General features: G+C 64.8%; 20 protein-coding genes and 1 tRNA gene. 7 read left to right on the top strand and 14 right to left on the bottom strand.

Annotated elements, in window-relative coordinates; all coding sequences use genetic code 11:
* Positions 1-10: 10 nt before the first annotated feature.
* The 5 genes from QMG52_RS03490 to QMG52_RS03470 form a co-directional block, all read right to left on the bottom strand.
* Positions 11-229: a PLDc N-terminal domain-containing protein gene (locus tag QMG52_RS03490; RefSeq protein ID WP_283559037.1), complete on the bottom strand. Its 219-nt coding sequence runs from the start codon at positions 227-229 to the stop codon at positions 11-13.
* A gap of 27 nt (positions 230-256) precedes the next feature.
* Positions 257-1,501, bottom strand: a complete 1,245-nt coding sequence (locus tag QMG52_RS03485; RefSeq protein WP_283559036.1) for a helix-turn-helix domain-containing protein — start codon at positions 1,499-1,501, stop codon at positions 257-259.
* A 590-nt stretch (positions 1,502-2,091) separates the two neighbouring features.
* Positions 2,092-2,168, bottom strand: a tRNA-Pro gene (locus tag QMG52_RS03480).
* 295 nt (positions 2,169-2,463) lie between these two features.
* The gene (locus QMG52_RS03475) at positions 2,464-3,411 is read right to left on the bottom strand and encodes a metallophosphoesterase (protein ID WP_283559035.1); all 948 of its coding nucleotides are present in this window, start codon (positions 3,409-3,411) and stop codon (positions 2,464-2,466) included.
* Positions 3,412-3,416: 5 nt separating this feature from the next.
* Complete coding sequence (locus QMG52_RS03470) at positions 3,417-5,603, bottom strand: transglycosylase domain-containing protein (protein ID WP_283559034.1); 2,187 nt, start codon at positions 5,601-5,603, stop codon at positions 3,417-3,419.
* A 36-nt stretch (positions 5,604-5,639) separates the two neighbouring features.
* Between QMG52_RS03470 and sp36 the strand changes: the two genes are divergently transcribed.
* From sp36 to QMG52_RS03455, 3 genes are all read left to right on the top strand, one after another.
* Entirely contained in the window at positions 5,640-5,795 is a 156-nt protein-coding gene (gene sp36, locus QMG52_RS03465; RefSeq protein ID WP_283559033.1) for a Sp36 family protein, read from the top strand.
* A 2-nt stretch (positions 5,796-5,797) separates the two neighbouring features.
* Complete coding sequence (locus QMG52_RS03460; protein ID WP_283559032.1) at positions 5,798-6,310, top strand: RidA family protein; 513 nt, start codon at positions 5,798-5,800, stop codon at positions 6,308-6,310.
* Positions 6,311-6,371: 61 nt separating this feature from the next.
* Positions 6,372-7,217 (top strand): NUDIX hydrolase, encoded by an 846-nt coding sequence (locus tag QMG52_RS03455; RefSeq protein WP_283559077.1) that lies wholly within the window; start codon positions 6,372-6,374, stop codon positions 7,215-7,217.
* A gap of 164 nt (positions 7,218-7,381) precedes the next feature.
* On the opposite strand, the gene QMG52_RS03450 is transcribed toward QMG52_RS03455, so the two are convergent.
* The gene (locus QMG52_RS03450) at positions 7,382-8,059 is read right to left on the bottom strand and encodes a Crp/Fnr family transcriptional regulator (RefSeq protein WP_283559031.1); all 678 of its coding nucleotides are present in this window, start codon (positions 8,057-8,059) and stop codon (positions 7,382-7,384) included.
* A gap of 380 nt (positions 8,060-8,439) precedes the next feature.
* On the opposite strand from QMG52_RS03450, the gene QMG52_RS03445 reads away from it, so the two are divergent.
* Positions 8,440-9,624, top strand: a complete 1,185-nt coding sequence (locus QMG52_RS03445; RefSeq protein ID WP_283559030.1) for a MarP family serine protease — start codon at positions 8,440-8,442, stop codon at positions 9,622-9,624.
* Positions 9,625-9,672: 48 nt separating this feature from the next.
* Here the strand turns inward: QMG52_RS03445 and aroQ are convergent, their stop codons facing one another.
* The 8 genes from aroQ to acs all read right to left on the bottom strand — a co-directional run bounded on the left by aroQ (position 9,673) and on the right by acs (position 21,038).
* Positions 9,673-10,137: a type II 3-dehydroquinate dehydratase gene (aroQ, locus tag QMG52_RS03440; RefSeq protein ID WP_283559029.1), complete on the bottom strand. Its 465-nt coding sequence runs from the start codon at positions 10,135-10,137 to the stop codon at positions 9,673-9,675.
* An 88-nt stretch (positions 10,138-10,225) separates the two neighbouring features.
* Complete coding sequence (locus QMG52_RS03435) at positions 10,226-12,427, bottom strand: alpha-galactosidase (protein ID WP_283559028.1); 2,202 nt, start codon at positions 12,425-12,427, stop codon at positions 10,226-10,228.
* A gap of 153 nt (positions 12,428-12,580) precedes the next feature.
* Positions 12,581-13,369 (bottom strand): DeoR/GlpR family DNA-binding transcription regulator, encoded by a 789-nt coding sequence (locus QMG52_RS03430; protein WP_283559027.1) that lies wholly within the window; start codon positions 13,367-13,369, stop codon positions 12,581-12,583.
* Positions 13,370-13,449: 80 nt separating this feature from the next.
* Positions 13,450-15,504 carry a beta-galactosidase gene (locus QMG52_RS03425; protein ID WP_283559026.1) on the bottom strand — a complete coding sequence of 685 codons (2,055 nt, stop codon included), beginning with the start codon at positions 15,502-15,504 and terminating at the stop codon, positions 13,450-13,452.
* A gap of 14 nt (positions 15,505-15,518) precedes the next feature.
* Positions 15,519-16,436, bottom strand: a complete 918-nt coding sequence (locus QMG52_RS03420) for a carbohydrate ABC transporter permease (protein ID WP_283559025.1) — start codon at positions 16,434-16,436, stop codon at positions 15,519-15,521.
* Positions 16,433-17,395 carry a carbohydrate ABC transporter permease gene (locus QMG52_RS03415; protein WP_283559024.1) on the bottom strand — a complete coding sequence of 321 codons (963 nt, stop codon included), beginning with the start codon at positions 17,393-17,395 and terminating at the stop codon, positions 16,433-16,435. The genes QMG52_RS03420 and QMG52_RS03415 overlap by 4 nt, the downstream gene beginning before the upstream one ends.
* A gap of 79 nt (positions 17,396-17,474) precedes the next feature.
* Positions 17,475-18,797: an ABC transporter substrate-binding protein gene (locus tag QMG52_RS03410; RefSeq protein WP_283559023.1), complete on the bottom strand. Its 1,323-nt coding sequence runs from the start codon at positions 18,795-18,797 to the stop codon at positions 17,475-17,477.
* Between the two features lie 225 nt (positions 18,798-19,022).
* Positions 19,023-21,038 (bottom strand): acetate--CoA ligase, encoded by a 2,016-nt coding sequence (gene acs / locus QMG52_RS03405; protein WP_283559022.1) that lies wholly within the window; start codon positions 21,036-21,038, stop codon positions 19,023-19,025.
* A gap of 393 nt (positions 21,039-21,431) precedes the next feature.
* Between acs and QMG52_RS03400 the strand changes: the two genes are divergently transcribed.
* From QMG52_RS03400 to QMG52_RS03390, 3 genes are read left to right on the top strand one after another with little or no spacing between them, the layout of a single operon-like run.
* Positions 21,432-23,051 (top strand): MFS transporter, encoded by a 1,620-nt coding sequence (locus QMG52_RS03400; protein ID WP_283559021.1) that lies wholly within the window; start codon positions 21,432-21,434, stop codon positions 23,049-23,051.
* 15 nt (positions 23,052-23,066) lie between these two features.
* Complete coding sequence (gene nth, locus QMG52_RS03395; protein WP_283559020.1) at positions 23,067-24,002, top strand: endonuclease III; 936 nt, start codon at positions 23,067-23,069, stop codon at positions 24,000-24,002.
* On the top strand, positions 23,999-24,673 hold the full coding sequence (locus tag QMG52_RS03390) for an NUDIX hydrolase (protein WP_502920438.1): 675 nt from the start codon (positions 23,999-24,001) through the stop codon (positions 24,671-24,673). Before nth ends, QMG52_RS03390 begins: the two co-directional genes overlap by 4 nt.
* The last annotated feature ends 89 nt before the right edge of the window (positions 24,674-24,762 follow it).

Here is a 24,762-nt window from a genome sequence, read left to right as displayed (position 1 = left end):
CTTCCGTCGGCTATTTCCGGCGGCCGCAGACGAAGTAGAGGATCGGGCCGGCGAAATTAATGAACGAGCACGCCACCCAGATCGCCTTCGGGCCGTTGACCTGGGCGGACGTCCGTTTCTTCAGGTCCGCCAGCGCAGCGGCCTGCAGCCCGAGCTGGGCCGCCGTCAGCGCCAGTTTTGCCAGCCGTTTCCGGCCCGACGTGTTTTTCCCATTCTGCCTGCTCGCCATCACCGTCTCCTGTCGTTGGCTCCGCAGCTAGCCCATCCGGCCTGCCGCTCGGATTTCCAGTATATTATCCAACGCGAGAGCCACCCGGTCCGCTGCTCCGGCACTGGCAAACTGGTCCTTGGCCTCCGTCAAAAGTTCCATCGCCTCCGGGAACTGGCCCATCGCCTTGCGGGTCTTGCCCAGCAGCAGTGCGACCTCGCCGGCGGTATGCCTGGCTAAGTCGTCCCGCTGGCGGTAAATGTCCGAGAGAAGCTCGACGGCGGGCTCCAGCGCCCCCGTCAGGTACAGCCAGCGCGCACGGATCAGCGCAACTTCAAGCTCGTCCGAAAGGTTTGCCCCCACCACAGACTGTGCCAGTTCGGCGCGTTCAATGGCTTCCAGGGTCTCCGGTTCCACCACACCCGCGGACAGGCGCACCGACGCCGTGGCCTTGTTGAAACGGGCCCACAGGGCCAGATCACTTGCCGGCGAAAGCAGCCGTCCCGCCTTGGCGTGATTGGCGAGACCTTGCTCAACGTCGTTGCGCATGAAGGCGACATTGCCGATCACCCAGTACATTTCGCCGGCCAGTTGGGGGAGCATGGATTCGTCCTCCAAAGCGGACAGTGTCTGGCAGTGCACCCACGCGTCGTCGAGCCGGCCGCTTTCAGAAAGAGCCGCGATCAGAGTCCGCACGGCGGCGATGTAGGCATTTGACTCCTGCGGCAGGGAAGCGCCGCGGGTAACGGCCACGGTGGCATGCTCCACGGCCTCGGGCAGCTGCCCCAGCCCCAGGCAGGCCGAGGCCATCAGCTGGCGCGCACGGACCTCCAGCCCGGCCGTCTCCTGGGACAGCGGATGCCTGAGAACCGTGCCGATGACCTCTTTGCACTTGGCGTACTCTGCATTTTTCAGCAGTGAACTGGCATGCAGATGCGCCATGTTCCACCAGGACACAATGTCTTTGTTCTGCTGCGCCATCAGCGCTGCTTTTTCCGCGTGAAGTGAGGCCAGGGCGTAGTCCCGCATATCCCAGGACTGGCGCGCGTAGAGGACCGCCAGCAGGTAACCGGTCTCCTCCGCCGAGACCGGAGTGGTCCACTCCTGGACCGCATGCGGGGCAAGCTGGAGCTGTTTTGCCAGCTGAATTATGACCTCGGGCGTGGGTTCGCGCCGGGCGTTTTCAAGTAATGAAACGTAACTTGCGGAGTATAGGTCGCCTCCGAGCTCAGCCTGGGTCAGACTTCTGGCCAGTCTTTCGGCTCGTAGGCGGTCCCCGAAACTATTGCCCACTGTTTCCTCCTTGTTTGCCTCGCGGCCCGGCGCAAGGTCTGTAACTATTGTGACAGCTGGTTTACACTCGATTTTACAATTGTTGTCAACAGTTGAAAACCCGCACTTTCACCATCCAACCCGAAGGCTGATTTCATGAACAGGTTTGCAACATCTCTTACCATCGCTGGCGTCGTGGCTGTGGGCGCGCTTGCCGTGCCGGCAACGGCGAACGCGGCAGAGCCAGCGACGGTGTCTGGGGCAGCCACGCCTGCTCGGGTGGGGAACTGGCCGGATGCGTCGCCTGCGCGGGTGGGGAACTGGCCGGATGCGTCGCCTGCGCGGGTGGGGAACTGGCCGGATGCGTCGCCTGCGCGGGTGGGGAACTGGCCGGATGCGTCGCCTGCGCGGGTGGGGAACTGGCCGGATGCGTCGCCTGCTCGGGTGGGGAACTGGCCGGATGCGGCCGTTTTGCCCTCTGCCCCGACGCTCGGTGCCTGGTGGACCACCGTTTGGGGACCCGCCTAGAAACTGGCGGGCGCGTACTCAGTCGCCCGTGAAAATCTGCAAAGTAAAGCCCGCTCCCGGATAACGGAAGCGGGCTCTTTTGCTGGTCGGGGTGACAGGATTTGAACCTGCGGCCTCGTCGTCCCGAACGACGCGCGCTACCAAACTGCGCCACACCCCGATCCGCTGTCCCTCCCCGTCCTTTTTCAAGTTCAGGAAAAGCAACCTCTCAAGAATAGCGGATTTTGTGCGGCATCGCGAAACGAGACCGTCCCCGGCCAAACTGGGTCGCAGTTGCGGCACTCATACCGGAGTTTGAGTGCCGCAACTGCGACCTAGTTGGGGGACGGGAGAGGAAGGGTGTTGCGACCCGGTGGGGGAGCGGAGCGGACGGGAGGGGAAGCGGGACTAAGACGGCCGGCGCACAGCCAGATGGCGGGCAGTTTACCCTCCATAGCCCGCCATGCAGCGACGAATTAGGCCCGGGCGGTGAGCGTGAGCAGGACCGCTTCGGGTCGGCAGGCGAACCGGATGGGCGCGGTGCTGGAGGTACCGATGCCGCCCGAGACGTTGACCGGCGTCGTCCGGCCGTTGTGTTCCCAATCGTTGAGGCCCTTGGCCCGCCAGGTGGGCAGATCGCAGTTGCTGACCAGCGCTCCGTAACCGGGGATGCACACCTGCCCGCCGTGTGTGTGTCCAGCCAGGATCAGATCGGCGCCGTCCTCCGTGAAGCGGTCGAGCACGCGCTGGTACGGGGCGTGCGCCACCGCAATCCGCACGTGCGGGGAAGCGTTTTGCCCCGATCCGGCGGGCCAGCCGGCAAAGCGTTCCCGGTTCAGATGCGGATCATCGACGCCCGTGAAGTCAAAGCGGACCCCGCGGAGTCCCATCGACTGGTGGCGGTTGGTCAGATTGATCCACCCTGCCATGCCGAAGCCAGCGTGCAGGCCTTCGGTGTCCAGCCTCTTGGGCTGGCGTTTGGCAATTTTCCCTTCGGCCAGCTTGGACGGACCAGTCAGATACGACAGCGGGTTCTTCAGCATCGGGGCGAAGTAGTCATTGGATCCCGGAACGAAGACCCCGGGAAACTCCATCAGCGGGCCCAGTGCCTCCAATAGCGGCGGGATGGCGTTGACATGGCTGAGATTGTCGCCGGTGTTCACCACCAGATCCGGGCTGAGTTCAGCAAGACTCTGCAGCCAGCGTGTCTTCTTGCCCTGTCCCGGGCTGAGATGGATGTCGGACAGGTGCAGTACCGTGAACGGGCCGGACCCGGCAGGCAGGCAGGGCACGGTCTCTCGGCGCAGCTCAAACCAGTTGCGTTCCACCAGCGCTCCATAGGCGGTGCAGGCGGCAGCCGTCCCCGCCGTCACGGCAAGGGCGGCCAACCAGCCGTTGGGCCGGTGTGCGGATGTTTCAGCCATGCCGGCTACTGCTTTGGAGCCGTGGTGGCGGGAGGACTGCTGGACGGTGGCGTGGACCTCCCGTTGGATGGGGGAGCCAACAGGTTCGCCGGTGGCGCCACAAAGGTGCCGCCCGGGTAGAACTGGACCGCTTGTTTCATATAGTTCTGCCACTGCGGCCCGGCAATGTAGGCACCGTCAACCTGCGGGTAGAACTTGCCTTTGTAGGTGTAGTCCGTCGCGTACCGGGTGGCGCCTTCCTTCCAATAGCCCCACCAGGACGCCGTCGCCAGCTTCGGCGTGTAGCCGATAACCCAGGTCTGCTCGGAGCCGTCGGTGGTGCCGGTCTTGGCTGCTGCCGGAGTGCCGATGCCCAGCCCGTAGGCGGAGCCCTTGGTGACCACATCCTGCAGCGCGTAGTTCACGCCCGCCGCGACCTCGGGTTTGATGGTCTGCTTGCAGTCCGCGCCCGGGACGGGGTACGTCTTGTTCTGGTAATCCGTGATGGAGGTGATGGCCGTGGGGTTGCAGTACACGCCGCCGCTGGCAAAGGTGGCGAAGCCGTTGGCCATCGTCAGAGGCGAGACGTTCTTCCCGCCACCAATCAGGCTCGAGATGGTGCTGGTCCAGTCCAGCGCCGTTCCGTTGCCGGCATCGTGGAGGCCCATCGCCGTACCCATGCTGTTGAGGCCGCACAGATCCAGCTTGGCAGCCGAGGCAAAGGTTGCGGTGTTGATGGACTTCGTGATGCCGTTCAGCACCGTCATCGGCGAGTAGTAGCCCGGTTCATCGTTGGGCAGCAGGAAGCTGCCGGGCTCGGACGGATCATAGGCGCCGAAGTAGTGCTGGTCCGGCACACAGGTCGCTTTCCAAGGGAAATTGCCCGGGTAAAGTCTGCGGCTCGCGTCAACCGTCTCATTCATCGAGTGGCCCTCGTTGAGCCATTCGGCAAACGTAACCGTCTTCATGGTTGACCCGGGCTGGAACCCGGCGCCGCCGCCGTCGCCCTGGTCCACATTGAAGTTCAGGTTCGTATTGCCGAGCGCTTCGACATTGGAATAGATGGTGTTCTGGGCCATGGAGAGGATCTTGCCGGTCCCGGGCTCCACCGTGGTCAGCGAGGTTCCCTTCTGATTCGGGTCATCGGCAGGCTGGGTGTCATTGACCTGATTCTGCGCCGCAGTCTGCAGCCGCGGGTCCAGGGTCGTCTGGATGGTCAGCCCCCCGCGGTCCAGGAACTTCTGGCGCTCCTCGGGTGTGCTCCCGTAGGCCGAGTTGTTCAAAATCGTGTGCCGGACGTAATCGCAGAAGTACGGCGCCGACGCGGCGGAGATGCAGCCCTGTTTGCTGGGCTGCAGGTTCAACGCAATCGGGCTGGCGACGGCGGCGTCGTGATCGGCCTGGCTGATCTTTCCAGTCTGCAGCAGCTTGTCCAAAACCAGGTTGCGCCGGGCCAGTGCATGGTCGGGCTCCTTGACCGGATCGTAGTACGTAGGACTGTTGACGACGCCGGCCAGCATGGCGGCCTCCGGCAGCGTCAGATCTTTCGCGGAGACGCCGAAGTACAGGTTCGCAGCCGCCTCGATGCCGTAGGCGCCGTTGGCGAAGTAGACGATGTTGAGGTAACCCTTGAGGATATCGTCCTTGGAATACTTCTTCTCCAAGGCGATGGACAGCTTCATCTCGCGGACTTTGTCGCCGATGGTCTTGTCGGCTCCGAACTTGATCTGGTCCGACTGCCCGTTGGCCTCCTGCGTGGCGATGATGACGTTGTTGACGTACTGCTGTGTCAGCGTGGAAGCGCCCTGCCGGCCGCCCTGCGCAGTGGCGACGAGTGCACGGAGAATACCGGTGCTGTCGATGCCGCCGTGCTCGTAGAAGCGGGAGTCCTCAATGGCAATGACACCCTCCTTGATAAAGGGGGACATGGCATCGAGCCCGACCTGCACGCGGTTCTGGTCGTAGAACGTGGCGATGACCGAGCCGTCATTGGCGAGGACCTTGGTGGACTGCGAGGGAGCGTCGATCTTCAGCTCGCTGGGCAGATCATCGAAGTAACTGATGGAGTTGCTGGCAGTTGTTCCCGTCACCGCCACCGCGGGAACCATCAGGCCAGCGACCAGGACACCGCAAATACCGCTGACAGCAAGGAACCCCAGGATCTTGCCCAGGGTCGTCGCCGTGTCGAAAAGAGGGTTCTTCAATGCTGCCATTTTCCCAGTTTACCGGTAAGGGCTACGCTTTAGCTCATGACCAAATGGGAGTACGCCACGATTCCGCTCATCATCCACGCCACGAAGCAGATTCTTGACCAGTGGGGCGATGACGGCTGGGAGCTTGTGCAGGTCATCGCCGGACCGGACGGCAAGGGTCTGGTCGCTTACCTTAAGAGGGAGAAGCAGTAGACATGACGGAGAACGAAAACGCAGCTCAGACGCGCGAAGCCGCCCCGGCGTCGTCGGCCGTTGAAGCCCGCCTGCGGGAGCTCGGACTGACCCTGCCCGACGTCGCCGCCCCGGTTGCCGCCTACGTACCTGCCGTGGTGTCCGGCGACCACGTTTACACGTCCGGGCAGCTGCCCTTTATTGACGGAAAACTCACAGTCACCGGCAAGGTCGGTTCCGCCGGCGTGTCCGCCGCGGAAGCGAAATCGCTGGCCGCCGTGTGCGCCGTGAATGCGCTGGCCGCGGTCAAGAACGCGATCGGCGATCTGGACCGGATCACCCGCATCGTGAAGGTGGTCGGTTTCGTCTCGTCTGACCCTGCCTTCACCGGACAGCCCGGTGTTATCAACGGCGCGTCCGAGCTGCTGGGCCAGGTTTTCGGCGAGGCCGGCGTGCACGCACGGTCCGCGGTGGGCGTGGCTGTGCTGCCGCTTGATTCACCCGTCGAGGTTGAGCTGATTGCTCAGTTCCAGTAGACCCGCGGGGACGCGGACGTTCCGGCTGCTCCCCGACCAGCTGGCGGCGGCCCGGACGTGGATGGAGTTCGGCGAACGCACCCCGAGTAAGCCGCGGTCTGCGTCGTCGGTGGTTCTGCTCAAGGACGGTCCGGAGGGGTTGCAGACGTATCTGGGGTACCGCAAGGGGGTCTCACCGCTGGGCCGGGTGTCGTTCCCCGGTGGCAGTATTGAGGCGCACGACGACGACGCGATGGACTGGGTGGGCCCGTCGCCGGCGACGTGGGCCAGAAGCATGGGAATGGCCGACGAATCGCTGGCCCGCCGCCACGTGGTGGCCGCCATCCGCGAGACCTTCGAGGAGACCGGCATACTGCTCGCGGGCCGGGATGCGTCCTCGCTGGTGGAAGGAACCCAGGGGGCGGAGTGGATGGCCGCCCGGGAGGCGATCGCGGATCAGGACAAGACCTTCCCGGAGATTCTGGCAAAGCGCGGACTGGGCCTGCGCACCGATCTGCTCAAGCCGCTGGTGAACTGGCTCAGTCCGGACTTCGCCCATCGCCGGTTTGATACCCGGTATTTCGCCGCCGCTGCGCCGGTGAACCAGACCCCGTCGCTGCTCTCCAGCAGGGGTGTCTGGGCACGCTGGGCCAGCGCCGCGAAGCTGGTCTCCGGCCGTGAAGGGGTGTCCTTGGGGGACGAAATCGGGCAACCCGATACGGTGGGCCTCACCCTGTCCGAGCTGACGGTACCCGGTTGCGAAATCATTTTGGAAAAGATTGCGTCCGCGCGCGGCTGCATTGCCTATTTGAACCATAAGCGTTCCGCGGTGGCCTACCAGCCGCGCCTGGTCGAGAAGGACGGGGAGTTCTGGCTGGAGGTTGCCTCGGCACCGGTCTCCGAGGGGGCAGTCAGCCGGGAACGCTGACGGGCTACCGGGAATCCGCCCGGATTGGCAGCAGATACGGACGGGCACCGCGCTTCAGCAGGGGTGCCCGTCCATAATTGGTGCGCCTCTCAGCGGGTACGGCCGTGGCAGCCGCAGCGGCGACCCGGGCGCCGCCGTCGTACTGGCTGGCAAGAGGCCAGCGGCTAACGCGAGCGCTGGCGCAGACGGTTGATGTCAAGAATGACGACGGCGCGGGCCTCGAGGCGCAGCCAGCCACGTTGAACAAATTCGGCCAGCGCCTTATTGACGGTCTCACGCGACGCTCCGACCAACTGGGCCAGCTCCTCCTGCGTGAGTTCATGGGCCACCAACACACCGTCCGTGGCGGGGCGTCCAAACCGGTCCGCCAGATCCAGCAGCGCCTTGGCCACGCGGCCGGGAACGTCGGAAAAGACCAGATCCGAGAGGTTGTCGTTCGTGCGCCGCAGGCGGCGCGCCAGGGCCTGCAGGAGCTGCATGGAAACTTCGGGGCGGTTGCCCAGCAATGCGTTGAGGCTTTCGTTCTTCAACCCGGCCAGCCGCGTCTCGGAGACCGCGGTTGCGGTCGTGCTGCGGGGCGCCGGATCAAACAGCGCCATCTCGCCGAACAGCTCGCCCGGGCCGAGGATGGCCACCAGCGATTCACGGCCGTCCGGAGACGTCCGGCCCAGCTTGACCTTGCCGGAAACGATGAAATACAGCTGGTCGCCCTGGTCGCCCTCCCGGAAAACGGAGGCCCCCCGGGAGAGGTCCACCTCAGCCAGCTCGTCCGTCAACAGACGGAATGCCTCGTCGTCAAGCGTGGCAAACAACGGTGCCCTGCGCAGTACCTCGATGTCCATGAAATCTCCTGTTGGAAGTGGGCGAATAGTGACGTTATGACAATTGTTTCAGAATTCTCACCGTTTTGTGACCAACTTGGCATCAGCACCGGTTGTGCGGCTGCCGGAGGGCGCCTAAAAGACTCCCAGGACGGGGCCGCCCCCACGGCCGCCCCCACGGCTGCCGCCCGGGACGTCGCCGGGCAGTGTTTTCCGCCTGAGGGGCTGCAAACCGGCTCACCACCGCGGCGGCACCGCGACCCTGCGGTCCCTCCCGTGGCGGGACGGAATCCGCCTTCCCCGCCATGCGGGCGGCAGTGGGCGGACGCTCAGGTTTCGTCCCGGTCGGGGAGGCTAAACTTGGCAGTCCGGACCCGATCGTGGCCGGGGCAAGGACGGGCATGTTCGGATTCACTGTGCTGGACCTGGTGTTGCTGTTGTGGCTCATCGGTCAGCTTATCTACGGCCTGCGTGTGGGACTCGTGGTGAGCCTTGGCGGCATCCTCGGCTTTGTGGCCGGCGCGGCGGCGGCGTTCTTTGCCGTTCCCTTTGTGAGTTCGCTGGCCGGCGACAGCGGCTGGCGGACGGTGGCCGTGATCGCGGCCGTGCTGGTGCTCGTGGTGCTGGGCCATACGCTGGGAATCCGGCTGGGCACGCTGATCGGGCGGCGGGTGAAGTTCCACCCGGTGCGTGCGGTGGACCGGCTGCTCGGCGGGGCGCTGAACCTGGGCGTGGGGGCGCTGATGATCTCGGTGCTCGCCTTCAGTGTCTCCAACCTCGGCATCCCATTCGTCTCCACGCAGCTGGGCCAGTCCAAGGTCATCGGCACCATTGATTCACTCACGCCGACGCCAGTGAAATCGTCCGTGGCGCAGCTGCGTTCCATCGTGCTGAACGAGGGCATCCCGCAGCTGTTCGATCAGCTCGGCCCGGTGACGCCGATGAATCCGCCGAACACCAGTACCGACACCCCAGCGCTGAATTCGGCCGCGCAGTCCATCTTGAAGATCACCGGGACGGCGTTCCAGTGCGGTCAGAATCAGACGGGCTCGGGCTTCGTGGTCTCGCCCGGCCGGGTGGTGACGAACGCGCACGTGGTGGCCGGGGTGAGCCGCCCCGTGGTGGAGCTTCCCGGCGGTGGCTCGCTTCCGGGCCGTGTGGTGTCCTTTGATCCACAGCAGGATCTGGCGGTGATCGCCGTCGACGGGCTGCAGACGGCCACGCTGCCGCTGGGCAGCCAGCTGCAGGCAGGGGACGGGGCCGCTTTTGCCGGTTACCCGCACGGCGGTCCGTTCACCTCGGAACCGGCAACGGTCCAGACCGTCTCCAACGTGCTGGTGCCGGATATCTATGGGCAGAATCCCGCCGCCGAAGAGGTGTACCAGTTGGCCGCCGATGTGCAGCCCGGTAACTCCGGCGGTCCATTGCTGAACAACTCCGGCCAAGTGGTGGGCGTCGTTTTTGCACGGGCGACGGCGGCGGCGCAGGTCGGTTACGCGTTCACGCTCACGGAGCTGGCTCCGGTGGTGCATGCGGCGCCGGGGCTGGACCAGCAGGTTTCCGCCGGGCAGTGTACGAAGAAGTAGCCGGATGCACCGGTGACGCCGGGGCCGGTGGCGTGGGACCGCCGTCCCTTACCGTGCGAGGGCTTTAGCCAGATAGCTGATGGCAAGTTCGTAGCCGTGCATGCCCGCGCCCACGATCACCGCGTCCACCACTGCGGAGAGGTAGGAGAAGTGCCGGAATTCTTCGCGCCGGTGCACATTTGAAATATGCACCTCCACGGCCGGCAGCCCGACGCCGGCCAGCGCGTCACGGATGGCGATCGAGGTGTGCGTATACGCGCCGGCGTTGATCACGATGCCCACCGCTGAATCCCTGGCCGCATGGATCGCGTCCACCAGGGCGCCCTCGTGATTGGACTGGATGAAGTCCGCGTCGAACCCATGCCCGCGGGCAGCGACCGCCACGAGATCCTGCAGATTGACTAGGGTTGCATGGCCGTAGATGCCTGGCTCGCGGGTTCCCAGCAGGTTGAGGTTGGGCCCGTTCACGATCAGGATGGTGCCACGGCCGGTCGAAGACGCTTCAGAGGTCATATCCCACTATCCCATTTTGTCCCGTGTGAGGTGCCCGTAGTGAGGGCAATCGGGTGACGCTGCCGCAACACGGGCAGCTCAAATCGGATCAAGGGGCGGAGAAGTGCAGGAGTATGGCGTGCTCCGGGTTCAGAATCGGCATCGGAAGGCCGACCTCCGCCAGGAACTGTCCGGACGCCCTCACCCCGTCGGCCACCCAGGCGGGCGGAGCTGCCTGGGTGAAGGTCCCGCCCCGCATGGGGTATATCAGGTCAACCCGGTAGTTCCGTTCCGCCGCCAGGCCGGGGACGCAGACGCGGCCCGTCTGCTCTGCGTACGACGTCGAGACGGCCACGAGCGCGAACAGCGCCTCTGTCGCGTCCCCGACAACGACGCCGTGCAGCAGCAGCGATGGGTCGGGCAGATCTGCGCGGACCATTCGTCCGCCGTGGATCAGTGGGCGGAACCGCTTATAAAGGGCGATGAAGCCTCGCAGCTCGTCTCGTTCGGCACCGGCGACGGTACGGATGTCCCATTCAAAGCCGAAGTGGCCAAACAGCGCGGTGATGGCGCGGAACGACAGTTCGTGGGTGCGGGCCGTGGTGTGCGAGGTGGTGGGGCCGATGTGGGATCCGACAAGTTCCGGCGGGACTACGATGCCGGTCCAGCGCTGGATGGTCTGACGTTCCAGCGCATCGTTGCAGTCCGAGGCCCAAATCCGGTCCGTCCGTTCCAGGATCCCCAGGTCAACCCGGGCTCCACCGGAGGAGCAGCTTTCAATTTCCACCGTCGGATGCGCAGCCCGGAGTGCGTCGAAGAGCCGGTAAGCGGCCAGCGTCTGTTCGTGCACGGAGGGCCGGTCCGCGTGGCCCATCTCGAGCAGATCCCGGTTCTGGTCCCACTTGAGGTAGGCGATGGGATGCGCGGTCAGCAGCGCGTCCATTCGGTCGTAGATGTACTGCCATGCCTCCGGGTTGACGAGATCCAGCACCTGCTGATGTCGCCACTCCAGCGGCAGCCGGTGGGTCTGATCCGGACGCGACCAAGCAGCGGTTTCGACTCCATCGGCCGGTTCGGCTTGACCGGCGGGTTCGGCCCGGGCGGCGGCGGGGCCGGCTATCCAATCAGGATGGGCACGTGCGGTGTCGGAGTCGGAGTTGATCATTTCCGGCTCCACCCACAGGCCGAACTCCATGCCCCTGCTGGTGACCGCCTCGATCAGCGGACCCAAACCGTCGGGCCAGATGTCAGCGTCGACGTACCAGTCACCTAAACCCGCGTGATCGTCGCGGCGGTGCCGGAACCAGCCGTCGTCGAGCACGAAGCGCTCCGCACCCAGTTCCGCTGCAGACGCGGCCAGTTCCGTCAGGACGTCCAGATCGTGATTGAAGTAGACCGCTTCCCAGGTATTCACGACAACCGGCCGCGGTGAGGAGGGGTGGTGTCCGCGGGCGCGGAACCAAGCATAAAAGGCCTCGGAGATTCCGTCCAGACCGCGGTCGGAGTACGCCGCAAAGAGCGGCGGCGTGGCGTAGCTCTGTCCCGGTGTCAGGAGCACCTCGCCGGATCCCAGGAGCTCCGCGGCACCGATCACGGTGCGGCCGTCCGCCAACCCCTCCACATAGGCCTGATGGTTCCCGCTCCAGGCAAAATGCGCCGCCCAGACCTTTCCTTGGCGGTTGCCGAAACCGGCGGATCCGACGGCCAGCAGCAGCGCGGAATCATGGCCGGTGCGGCCGTGCCGGCCGCTGCGCAGCCACGTTCCCTGCTGGACCGGTCGTCGCTGCGGATGGCGTTCCCGGCACCAGCGGCCCGTCAGATCCAGGATCTCGGTCCCGTCCGGGCCTATCGGGAGCACAGCGGCGAGTTCCTCCAGCGCGTAATCCGTCGTGCCCTCGTTGGTCAGCGTGTGCCGTATCTCCAGCAGACCGCCGTCGTGCAGGTTAAGTTCACTGACAACCGTCAGGCCCAGTTCCGCATCCTCCTGCGTGAGGATGGCCGAGGTGCCGGTGGCCCGCATCCCGGTCAGGCTCAGCCGGGCGGAGAAGCCCGTTCCCGCCGCGCCCTGTGTCACGGCGCTCCCGCGCAGCCCAGGGCGGCCGCGCCATCCTGAGGACGCCTGTGGCAATAGGCCCAGCACCACCGGAGTGTCCAGCGCGGAATGCGGTACCGGCATGCCACCTGACCCCAGGGCGGACAGATCCGGCAGTGTTGCACCCAAATCAGCACCCCAGTGCAGCACGGAGGGCTCACCGGAGCTGACGTCGATCAGTACGCTCGCGCTGTCGACGCGCAGGTATATCGGGTCCATCAGGCACCTCTTCGGGAAGTCGGGAACAGTCGGTCAGTCGGGAAGTCGGGAACAGTCGGTCAGGCGGTCAGTCGGGAAGTCGGGAACAGTCGGTCAGGCGGTCAGTCGGGAAGTCGGGAACAGTCGGTCAGTCGGGAAGTCGGGAACAGTCGGTCAGGCGGATTGCCGCTGCGGGACAGGGACCAGCCGCAGCCGGCCCACGCGCTGGCGCAGTACCCGCTGCGCGTCCTGGCCGAGGCCCGCGTCGCTGATCACTTCGTCCACATCCTCCAGGGCCGCGATGGTGCTGATGCCCTGCATGCCCCATTTGCTGTGATCCGCCAGGACCACCACCTTGCGTGACGCCGCAATCAGGGCCCGGTCCATTTCTGCTTCGAGCAGGTTGGGCGTGGTGAAGCCCGCGTCCGCGTCCACCCCGTGGACCCCGAGGAAGAGCAGATCCAGGTGCAGCTGATGCACCGACGAGGTGGCAATCGGGCCCACCAGTGCATCTGAGGGTGTCCGTTCGCCGCCCGTGAGAATGACGGTCAGCTTGGCGGCGGAGGCATGGAAAACATCCGCGATCCGCACCGAATTGGTCACCACGGTGAGACCCCTCTTCTGGCAGAGCAGTTTCGCCAGCGCAAAGGTGGTGGTACCGGCGCTGAGCCCGATCGCCATTCCTTCCTGTGCCAGTGAGGCGGCTTCGGCGGCAATCGCTTCCTTTTCGTCTTGGGCTTGGGTGGATTTGAGCTCAAAGCCGGGCTCGTGCGTGCTGGCACCGCCCCGGATCTTGGCACCGCCGTGGATTTTCTCCAGCAGGCCCGCTTCATCAAGCACATCGATGTCACGGCGCACCGTCATCAGGGAAACCCCGAACATTTCGGCCAGATCCGAGACACGGACCACCCCCTCGCGCGCAACGGCGGCAGCGGTGGCGGAGCGGCGGGCATCGGCTAGCATCTGGGTTCCTCACGTAGGGTTGGGAGCTCACACTTGAGTGGGCGGATCGACCAGCTAGTCGGGCTGATCGGCTGGTTGGGCTAGTCGGGCTGCTCGTCTAAACGGACGACGGCGGTCCGGCCGGCCTGCACAGTGAGCAGTGGCCCGACGCTCTCGCCGCTGAGTAGCTCCGTGCCGGAGACCTGCAGGCCGGCGGCCCGATCGCTGTGGTTCATGACAAAGAGCCAGCTGCGGCCATCCTGCGAACGCTTCACCACCTCGACATCCTCCGGAACATCCGCCACTACGGGACGGACGCCGGCCACCGTGGCGATGTCCGCGAGCAGTGCGGACATCCCTGCGGACGTGAGCGACGTCGCGAGATAATAGGCCAACCCGCTGCCGTGCGTGTTGCGGGTAACCGCCGGCGAGCCGGCCACTGCGCCACCGGTGAATGTCGCCATGGTTTCCGCCGTCGTCGTCCGCCCCAGTTCGCTCCACACGCTTCCTTCACCGAAGCCGCTCAGCGGGACCGTCGCGCCGGCCCGCAGCGGGAAGAATTCCTCGATCCGCACGCCCAGCAGGTCGTGGAAGGCGCCGGGATATCCGTGTCCATGGATCGGGTCCATTCGGATGTGGTCATTTTCGTCCACGATGCCCGAGAAGTAACCGACCATCAGGTGCCCGCCGTCCTCCACGAACCGTGCGATGTTGGCCGTGCCCTCGTCGGTGAGCAGGTAGAGCATTGGCGCCACCACCAGCCGGTAGCCGGACAGGTCATCGGTGCTGCGCCGGATATCGGTGGTGATGCCGGCGCGGAAGAAGGCATCGTGCCAGCGACGGGTCTCGGCGATAAAGTCCGCGTCCACGCTGGGCTGCGAATCCAGTTCCGCGGCCCAGCGCGCATCCGTATCGTGCAGGATGGCGACCTGCACATCGGCCACGGTGGAACCCGCCACTTCGGAAATGGACCGCAGCGCCTGCCCCAGGTCCACCACCTCACGCCAGACTTTGCTGTCCGTCCCGGCGTGCGGCAACATGGCCGAGTGGAATTTCTCCGCACCCGCCCGGGAAGCGCGCCACTGGAAGAACAGCGCACCGTCGGACCCGCGCGCCACATGCGACAGCGAGTTGCGGAGCATCTCACCGGGCATCTTGGCGACATTGCGTGGCTGCCAATTCACCGCCGACGTGGAGTGTTCCATCAGCAGCCATGGTAGGCCGCCGGACCAGCCGCGTGACAGATCCGCCGTCATGGCCAGTTCCTGGAAGTTCCGCTCGTCGGCCGCTATCAGGTAATGATCATTGGAAACGATGTCCATGTGCCCGGCCCACCTCCAGTAGTCCACGGGCCGCTCCAGGGCCATGCTGAAGCCCATGAAATTGGTGGTGACCGGGTGCTGTGATCCCGCGCGGATGATCTCCGCCTCCGCGCGGAAGCACTCCAGCAGGGCATCTGAGGAGAAACGCGCGAAGTCCAGCTGCTGGGTCGGATTGAGCCAGGTGCCGGACGCGCGCGGTGGCAGGATCTCTTCCCAGCTGTAGTAATGCTGGGACCAAAAGGCCGTTCCCCAGGCGGCGTTGAGGCCATCCAGGCTCCCGTACCGATGCTGCAGCCACGTCCGGAAGGCCGCGGCCGCGTTGTCGCCGTAATCTGGCTGGTTGTGACAGCCGTACTCGTTGTGGACATGCCACATAACGACGGCGGGATGGCGTGCGTAGCGCTCGACGATCGCCTTGGTGAGCGCGGCGGCGGCGCGGCGGTAGTCCGGGCTGCTGGCGCTGAAGGCTTGCCGGGAACCGTAACTGTGCCGGACGCCGTCGGCCGTCACCGGCAGGGACTGCGGGTACTTGTGGCTGAACCACGGCGGGGGAGATGCGGTCGCATTTGCCAGATCGACGCTGATGCCCTTGGCATGCAGCAGGTCGAGGACGCGATCCAGCCAATCGAATTCGTAGACCCCCTCCGCCGGTTCCAGCAGGGCCCAGCTGAAGATTCCCACACTGACGAGGTTGACGCCGGCTTCGCGCATCAGCGCCATGTCTTCGGCCCAGACGTCCTCCGGCCACTGCTCCGGATTGTAGTCGCCGCCGAAGGCCAGCCGCGGTCCGGAATCCGCATCTCCGGCGCCGAGCCGTGAGGTCACGTAGTCCATGCTCATATCTTTTTCTATCCCTTACTTGAACCGAGAGTCAGGCCGGCAACAAAGTGCCGCTGCAGCAGCACGTACACAACGAGTGTGGGGACCACTGTGATCATGGCGCCGGCGGCCAGCAGATTGTAGTTGGACAGGAACTCGCCCTGCAGATTGTTGATCGCTGTGGTCACCGGGAGGCGGTCACCGGATTGAATGAACAACAGCGGCCAGAAGAAGTCGTTGTAGATAAAGATCAGCTCCAGGGTGGCCAGCGCGGCAATCGCGGGGCGGCACAGGGGGATGATGATTTCCCAATACTGGCGCCAGATGCCCGCGCCGTCCACCAGGGCTGCCTCGGTCAGATCCGAGGAGAGCGCCTTCATGTAATTCGACAGCACGAAGGTGCAGAAACCGATCTGGAACGCCGTGTTGACGGCAATGACGCTGATGTAGGTATTGAGCAGGTTTCCCGAATCGCTGAACCAATACGGCAGGCCAAAGTGTTTAAACATGGAGAACAGCGGGGCCGCCAGGACCTGCGGGGGCAGCAGATTGCCGGCTGTGAACATGATCAGCAAGGTGATGTTGAATTTCCAGCTCACTCGGCTGACGGCGAACGCCATCATCGAGGAAAAAAGCAGCACCAGGATAATCGTGGGGACCGTGATGATCAGGGAGTTGAGGAAATATTTAGGAAATCCGCCCTGATTCCAGGCGGTGACAAAGTTATCGAAATTGAAGACCCCGCCAAGACTGAAATACCCGAACTTGTCCGTATCAGCCTTGGGCCGGAGGGCGGTGTACAGGGACCAGCCCAGCGGGATGAGCCACATGAGGGCCATCACGGTCAGGAAGATGTGGGTCCCGTAATGGCGCTTGTGGGCCCGGCGGCCGGTCTGGACGCCGGCGCTGCCGGATTTTGCCTGGAGGGAGCTGACTGAGGTGCTCATTCGGATTTTTCCTTCCCGAAGGCGCGGGACAAGTAGAAGACGATGGGAACCAGGGAAATGACCAGCAGAATCACGGCGAGTGCCGAACCGACGCCGATGACCTGGCCCTCGCCCACGAGGTTTTGGATCACCAGGGCACTGATGAGTTCCAGACCGTTGGTGCCGCGGTTGATGACATACACAATGTCGAAGGCGCGCAGTGATTCGATGATGGTGATGACGACAATTACGATGTTGATCGGACGCATGGCAGGCAGGACCACGCGGAAGAACGTCTGGTAGGCGTTGGCCCCGTCCAGCGCTGCGGCTTCCTTCAGCGAAGCATCCACGCCCTTGAGGCCGGCCAGGTACAGGATCATGACATAGCCGGCATGCCGCCAGGTCGCGGCGATCAGCGCGGCCCAGATATTGACGTCCGAATTGCCGAACCAGTCCACCGCCTGCGGCGTCCCGGCGGTGCCCAGCAGGAAGTTCAACAGGCCGTTGTCCTTTTGGTAGAACAGCTGCCAGATTATGCCGATCAGGGCCAGCGAGAGCATCACCGGCATGAAGAAAATACTCTGGTAGATCTTGCTGCCGCGGATATTCTGATCCAGCAGCACAGCAAGCAACAGTCCCAGCGGAGTGGCGATGACCGCCAAAAACACCAGCCAGAGAATGTTGTGCTGCACCGCCGGCCAGAACGGCGGGTAATCATTGAAAACGTAGTTGTAGTTGTCCGCTCCGGCGGCCTTGATGTCGGACAGGTCCAGTCCGTTCCAGCGCACAAACGACAGTCCGATGGACAGCACCGTCGGGATCCAAATCAGCACCAGCTGGATCAGGGTCGGGATGCCGACCATGATGCTGAGGACGATCTTGTCCGTGCGGGACATCCGCCGGACCTTGCGGTTCCGACGGCGTCCGCCCGGGGCTTTGGCAGAAACCAGGGCCACCGGTGATTGGGTTGACGAACTCATAGCAACTCGTTTTCTCGGGAGCGGATGAAACCGGTGAAGGCGCCGCGGTCAGGATCGGGCCCAGGATCGGGCCGCGCCGCTACTGGGCGGCGTATAGCTGCTTTGCCTGGGCTTCAAGGTTTTTGACGTCCACGGAGCCATCCTTAATGAATGCCTGCAGCGCAGGAATCATCACGTTGTTCGCCATCGCGGGAAGAGCATCCCGGTCAAAGAACTGGCTGATGCTCTTGGCGTTGGCAATAACGTCCGCACACTTCTTGTTCAGCGGACTGAATTTGGACAGGTCCGCACCCTTCACGGTGGCGATGTTGGACGGGTCCACCGAGGCATACGCCTCCTGGCCCTCGGCGGTGCCCATAAACGCCATGAAATCGTGTGCGGCCTGATTCTGGCCGCCCTTCTTGGACAGCAGCAGCCCGTCGATGGGGGCCTCCACCGCATCCATCCCTTCCATCGCAATCTCCGGGAACGGGAAGAAGTCGACGTCCGCCAGAAGAGCCGGGTCCGTGAACTGCTGGGTGACAAAGGAGCCCAGCAGGTACATGCCGGATTTTTTGGCGCCCAGGGATTTGGCGGAGTCCTGCCACGTCATGCCCAAGGCACCGGGGTTCTGGTACGGCAGCAGCGCCTTCCAGGTATCGAAGACGTCGCTGACCTTCTTCTGGTCCCAGGACTCCTTGTGAGCGGTGAGGTCCATGTGGAATTGGTAGCCGTTGAGGCGCATGTTGATGTAATCGAAGGTGCCGAACGCGGGCCAGCCGTCTTTGTCGGCGAATTCGATGGGGATGAGGCCATCAGCCTGCATCTTGGCGCACAGGGTCTTGAGCGCGTCGAAGGTCGCGGGCACCTCGTAGCCCTTCTCCGCCCAGAAGCTTTTCAGGTAGAAGAACCCCCAGGGGTAGTTGTAGTTCGGCACGAAATATTTTTTGCCATCCGGACCCGTGGAGGCCTTCTTCATGGCGTCGGAGAAGTTGGTGCCGATCTTGTCCCAGACGTCATCGACGGGCGTGAGCAGTCCCTTACCGGCGTAGTACTGCATCCGGTAGCCGGCAAACCAGGTGAAAGTATCGTCCGGGCTGCCCTGCAGGTAGGTGTTGATTTTGTTCTGGAAGTCGTTGTGCGGCACCACATTCGTTGCCACGGTGATGCCCGACTTCTTGGTGAAGGCGTCCGTCACAGCCTTGTAGGCGGCCTTGGGAACATCATCGGATGAGCCGGAACCAAAGGTCAGCGACTTCGAGGCGGTGGCGGCGGCGCCGGGTCCGCTGCCACCGGTGCAGGCGGAGATGAGGGGAATGCCGGCCAGGCCGACAGCGCCGACGCCGAAGGTCTTGAGCAAGGTGCGGCGGCCCATGCCCGTGCGGTTGATATCGGCGGCGGAGCGCTCTTCATTTGGTGACATGATTTCTCCTTGAAAGACATGCAACTGTGAAGCAGATCACATACCAGCAAGCATAAAAGGATCAAAATCGAACGTCAAGACCCAAAAGATATAATTTTCGATCATTTCGTCACGTTTGCGTTACGGTGTTAAACAGCTGAGGCACGCGCGATGGGGTGAAGATGCCGGGACGGCCCATCGTGCGCACCTCAGATTGGGAGGGTGCTGCGGTTACTGCTGCTGCGGCTACTTTTTGAGTGAATCGGCGATCTGCTGCATCACCGAGTTGTCCGCCAAAGTGGACGCATCGCCCACGTCGCGGCCCTCCGCGACGTCCTTGAGCAGCCGCCGCATGATCTTCCCGGAGCGGGTCTTGGGCAGCTCGGGCACCACCAGGATGGTCTTGGGCTTGGCGATCGGGCCGATCTCCTTGCCCACATGGTTGCGCAGCGTCGTAACAATATCGGGATCATCAACGGCGCTGCCGCGCAGAATCACAAACGCCACAACCGTCTGGCCGGTGGTCTCGTCCGCTGCCCCCACGACGGCTGCCTCCGCCACCGAGGGGTGGCTGACCAACGCTGATTCGATCTCGGTGGTGGAGAGCCGGTGCCCGGAGACGTTCATGACGTCGTCGACCCGCCCGAGCAACCAGACGTCGCCGTCGTCGTCGAACTTGGCACCATCACCGGCAAAGTACATCGAGTCGAAACGGGACCAGTAGGTGTCCTTGTAGCGCTGCTCGTCGCCCCAGATGCCGCGCAGCATGGCGGGCCAGGGCTCGCGGATCACCAGATACCCGCCGCTGCCGTTCGGTACCGATTCACCCATCTCATCCACCACATCCACCGCAATGCCCGGCAGCGGTGTCTGCGCCGAACCCGGCTTGGTGGCGGTGACGCCGGGGAGCGGGGCGATCATCTGCGCGCCGGTCTCGGTCTGCCACCAGGTGTCCACGATGGGCGCCGGGTTCTCCTTCTTTTCGCCGTTCCCGCCCGCGTTGGCGCCGATCACGTCCCGGTACCACATCCAGGCCTCGGGGTTGATCGGCTCGCCCACGGAACCGAGCACCCGGATGGAGGACAGGTCGTACTTGGACGGGATCTCGCGTCCCCACTTCATGCAGGTCCGGATCGCGGTGGGCGCGGTGTAGAGGATGGAAACCTTGTACTTTTCGATCAGTTCCCACCAGCGGCCCTGATGCGGGGAATCCGGGGTGCCCTCGTAGATCAGCTGCGTAGCGCCGTTGATGAGCGGCGCGTAGGCGACGTAGGTGTGCCCGGTGACCCAGCCGACGTCGGCCGTGCACCAGTACACATCGGTTTCCGGGTGCAGGTCAAAGACGGCCTTGTGTGTGTAGGCCGCCTGCGTCAGGTAACCGCCGGTGGTGTGCAGAATGCCCTTGGGCCTGCCGGTGGTGCCCGAGGTGTAGAGGATGAACAGCGGATGTTCGGCATCATGGCCGACGGCGGTGTGCTCGGCGGACGCAGCGCCGACCGAATCGTCCCACCACAGATCGCGGCCCTCGATCCAGTCAACGTTCTCACCGTTGCGCTTGACGACGACGACGTGCCCGACGGTGTGCCCAGGTGCGGTGAGGGCCGCGTCAACGGCCGGTTTGAGGGCGCTGGGTTTGCCTCGGCGGTAGGTGCCGTCCGCGGTGACCACCAGTTTGGCTTCGGCATCGTCAATGCGCGAACGCAGCGCATCCGCGGAGAACCCGCCGAAAACCACGGAATGTACGGCACCTATCCGGGCGCACGCCAGCAGCGTAATCACTGCCTCCGGGATCATCGGCAGGTACACCGCCACGCGGTCGCCCTTGACCACGCCAAGGGACTCGAAGGCGTTGGCGGCCTTCTTGACCTCCTCGGTCAGCTGCGCATAGGTGTAGGTGCGGGTGTCGCCGGGCTCACCTTCGAAGTAGATGGCGACCCGCTCGCCCAGGCCGTTTTCAACGTGCCGGTCGAGGGCGTTGTAGGCCGCATTGAGCTGGCCGTCGCCGAACCACTTGGCGAACGGCGGGTTTGACCAGTCGAGAGTCTCGGTGAAGTCCTTGTGCCAGGACAGCAGCCCGCGCGCCTGTTTGGCCCAGAAGGCCGGTCGGTCCGCTGCCGCCTCCTCATATTCGCCGGCCTGGATGACCGCATGGGCGGCGAAGTCGGCGCTCGGCGGGAACCTGCGGTTTTCGTGCAGCAGGTTTTCCAGCGCATCTCCGGTATTGCTGGTGGCAGCCGAAGCCGCGGTCGTGTCCTGGGACATCTCTAACCCTCTATTCCCTACGGGTGCCGGCGAACGGTGGCATGGCTGCTTTCCGTCTTTATCTGCTGCTGGATCTGCACCTGCCGGCACGAAGATTGGTTCCGTCTTAAACCTTAGCGCGGAAGAAGTCACGCGTGTCCGCGGTCACATGATCCGGCCGCGAATGGGGCCGGATCTGCGCCCAAGTGCGCCCGGAATCGCCTCGGACAGCCGCGGCGACGGGCCGCGGTGGGGGATCCTGCTGGAGATGTCAGGTTTGTGTCATTAGGCTGTAATGGAACCGTGATTTGGCGACGACACCCGTGGGCCGTCGTCGACAAGTTCCCAACTGATGAACGTTCCCAACAGACACACCGGCCGGCTGCTGGACCGCCGTTCGGCTAGGAGCAGCTAATGACAGAGCAGCATTTCGGCGCAGGACACAGGGGCGCAGAGAGCTCCGGAAGCACCGGGCCCGGCAACGAGGAGGCGCACGCTGAGGCGCGGACCGCATCCGGTATTGCAGCGGGCGCCCACGCGGTGCCCGCCCGTGCGGATGCAGCCGGTACGAGTGCGAATACCGGGCCGGGCACTGGCGCGGCATCCGCGGACCAGCAGGCCGCGGGACACGGATCACCTCCGGCGGCCAGGGCTGCCGCGGCCCGGAGCCAGGCACTGCTGGGTCCGCTGACCCTGCGCGATCTGGTGGCGCTGGGATCTGTCGTGGTGATCTTCATCGCCTCCATGCTTCCGCTTTTCCAGACCGATTATTACGTCAATGTGTGGAACGGCTTCTCGCTGTACTTCCTTGTCATCGGCATTCTGCTGCCGCTGCTGGTCGGCGCGTTGTTCCTGGCCCGCCGGCTGGTGCCCACCGCCAAAATCCGGGTCGGTTCGCTTTCCGCGGACCAGTTCGGCTCCGTGGTGGCCTCTTTCGCGGCCGGCTTCTTCTTCCTCTACACGGTGACCGATTTCCGGCTGGCCTTCCTGATCGGTCTGATCGGTTCCCTCGGCCTGCTCGCGTCTACAGTCGCAGCGCCTTGGCTGCCCTTCTTTGTCGGTGATTTTGCGGACCGTTCCGAGACGCCCGCGCATCTCGTGGCCCGGGACATCGTTCCTGCCGTCGTTAAGCCCGCGTCCCCTAAGCCGGCTGCGGCCAAACCGAAGCAGCGCCCCGTCGCGCAAGGTGCGGGCAGCGCTCCCTCCGCGGGCACTTCACACACCCACGCCGGCCAGCACGGCAGCCACGATGCGGGCCAGCACGGCAGTCACGTCGGAGCAAAGCTCGGGGGGACGGCGACCGCGTTCGCAGCCCGGCTGCGAGGCCGCGGCGCTGCCGACGCGCCCTCCGCTGCCGCGGGGAATAACCCTGCCGCGGGGAATAACCCTGCCGCGGGGAATAACCCTGCCGCGGGGAATAACCCTGCCGACGCGCCCTCCGCTGCCGCGGGGAATAACCCTGCCGCGGGGAATAACCCTGCCGACGCGCCCTCCGCTGCCGCGGGGAATAACCCTGCCGCGGGGAATAACCCTGCCGACGCGCCCTCCGCTGCCGCGGGGAACAACGCTGCCGCGGGGCTCAAAGCAGCGGCTGGCCAGTCCCGAACACCTGACACGGCCGCCCCGGCAGGCGCCGCCGTCGAACCTGACCCGCGCCCGCACGCCGCGGCCCAAGCAGCTCCGCGGACGACCGTGAACCCGGCCGTCCACACCGAGGCGCAGCTGGCTCGCGACAACGCGGAGAGTCGTCCCGCTCCGGCGAGCATCGGCGCCACCGTCGACCCGTCGTCACGCGCGAAGACCAATCAGGATCACGATGAAAATCCCGTCTACGACGCCTTCTGGTTCGCCGTGGATCGGCCGCGCCCCGTCGTCGACGAGACGAGCGGCGCGTTTGTGTACAACGTCGAGCCCGGCGCCTGGATCCTGGCGCTGCAGGACCGCGGGCATGACTTCCTGGTGCAGAACACCGAGGGTCGCGTGGGCGTACTGCGTGATCTGAGCAACATCGAGCGGGCGCCCGAGGGCGAGTAGTCCGTGTCCAACCGAATGCCTGCCACAGACGTCCCGAGCGGCGGCGAATCACCCCTGGCGCTCAAGCGGCGCGCCCGCAAAATTAACCGCCTGCTCGCGGACGCTTACCCTTACGCGCACGCGGAGCTTGATTTCAGCAACGCGTTCGAACTTGTGGTGGCCACGGTGCTCTCCGCGCAGACCACGGATGTGCGGGTCAACCAGACGACGCCGGCGCTTTTCGCGAAATACCCCGATGCGCGGGCGCTGGCGGAGGCCAACACCGCGGAGCTGGAAACCATGATCCAGCCCACCGGGTTCTTCCGCGCGAAGACACGCAGCCTGATCTCGTTGGCCACGAGGATAGTCGATGAGTACGACGGCGTGGTGCCGGGGCGGTTGGAAGATCTGGTGACGCTGGCCGGCGTCGGACGCAAAACCGCCAATGTGGTGCTGGGCAACGCCTTTGGCATCCCCGGAATCACCGTGGACACCCACTTCATCCGGTTGTCCCAGCGCTTTGGCTGGACGGCATCCGCGGACCCGGTCCAGATCGAATCCAATGTGGGTGCACTCTTCGATCCGGCCGACTGGACCATGCTCTCGCACCGCGTGGTCTTCCACGGGCGCCGCGTTTGCCACGCGCGGAAACCCGCCTGCGGAGCCTGCCCTGTCGCTACTCTGTGCCCTTCCTACGGCGAGGGCGAAACGGACCCGGAGAAGGCGAAAAAACTGCTCAAATACGAACTGGCGCCGGGCAACGAGGAATTGCTCGCGCGCATGCTGGCGGACGTCTCCCGGGCGGCCGAATACCGGCAGGAATCCCAGCGCCTGGCGCAACCCCTGCCACGATCCGGGAGCACGCCGGCCCCGCCGGAGCCGGTGCAGGGCCCGGGCAGCGACGATGCGGAGCCGGCAGGCGGTGCACAGACCCGGGGGCAGGGGACCGCGAGGGCGGCGACGGGACAGTGAGCGTGTACGCGGACCTTGTCTCACTGGCAGGGGCGGCCGCCGCACTTGCCAGTGCCGGGGAGGATCGCCGTCTGCCCCCAGTGTACCCGGCGACCGCCCGCAAGGCCGCGGTGCTGCTGCTGTTCGGTGCGCTGGATTCCGTCCCCGCCGCTTCTGACAAACCGCTGGCCCCGGCTTCGCTTGACGTGCTGCTGATCGAGCGGGCCGCCACCCTGACGGATCATCCGGGCCAGGTCGCGTTTCCGGGAGGCGGGGTCGATCCAGGTGATGCCTCCGTGGACGCGGCAGCCCTGCGCGAAGCGGTGGAGGAAACCGGGCTGGATCCGGACGGCGTGGAGATCCTGGGCCGGCTGCCCGAACTTGCCTTGTCGGTCAGCAACTTCATGGTCACGCCGGTGTTGGCGTGGTGGCACTCGCCGTCGCCCGTCGCTGTGGTTGATTACGGTGAATCCGCCCAGGTTTTCCGGATACCGGTGCGGGACCTGCTGGACCCGGACAACCGGTATACGGCCACACTCACCCGTGGCCCGCAGACGTTCAGCAGCCCTGCCTTCCTGGTCAACGGCGTCGTCGTCTGGGGTTTTACCGCCGGCATCCTGAGCCGGGCGTTCGAACAGCTCGGCTGGTCCGTCCCGTGGGACACGGCCCGGGTCATTTCCCCGCCCCTCTGACACACCCCATTCGCCTCGCCCGCCCCTTCCCAACTAGGTAGCAGCAGATGCACTCAAATTGCGAAATGAGTGCATCTGCTGCTACCTAG

Origin of the sequence: Paenarthrobacter sp. PH39-S1 (assembly GCF_030063245.1) — a bacterium.
GTDB lineage: Bacteria > Actinomycetota > Actinomycetes > Actinomycetales > Micrococcaceae > Arthrobacter_M.
This window is presented reverse-complemented; position numbering and strand designations above follow the sequence as displayed.